Origin of the sequence: Streptomyces sp. SID11385 (assembly GCF_010548245.1) — a bacterium.
GTDB lineage: Bacteria > Actinomycetota > Actinomycetes > Streptomycetales > Streptomycetaceae > Streptomyces.
The window spans coordinates 1-508 of the sequence record NZ_JAAGLR010001014.1 but is presented as its reverse complement, the minus strand read 5'-3'; the positions used below and the strand labels follow the sequence as shown (position 1 = coordinate 508).

Genomic DNA, 508 nt, shown 5'->3' with positions numbered 1-508 from the left:
TCACCGCCGCGGCCGCCGCGGCTCTCGCCGCCGTACCGGCCGCCGCCCCCGCCGGGGCCGCCCCGCACCCCGACCGGCAGGAGGTCCGGGCCAGGCTCGACCGGCTCTACACCCAGGCGGAGCGCGCCACGGAGGCGTACAACCGGTCCGACGAGCGCGCCGACAAGCTGCGCGCCACCGTGCGCCGCTCGACCGACGCCGTCGCCCGCGCCCAGGAACGCGTCAACACGATGCGCGACGCCGTCGGTTCGCTCGCCGCCGCGCAGTACCGCTCCGGCGGCATCGACCCCGCGCTCGCCCTGCTGCTCACCTCCGACCCCGACCGCTACCTCAGCCACGCGGCCCTCCTCGACCAGGTCGGCCGGCAACGCGCCGCCGAACTCGGCCGCCTCGTCGACGCCCGGCGCGAACTCACCCAGGACCGTGCCGAGGCACGGGAGGCGCTGCGCCGCCTGGAGCGCACCCGCGCGGACGTTGCCCGGCACAAGCGCACGGTCGAGGCGAAGCT

At 78.0% G+C, this 508-nt stretch carries 1 pseudogene; it reads left to right on the top strand.

Going from position 1 to position 508, the window contains the following annotated elements:
- Nucleotides 1-508 (top strand): annotated as a pseudogene (locus tag G3I42_RS30930) (hypothetical protein); the annotation flags it as partial.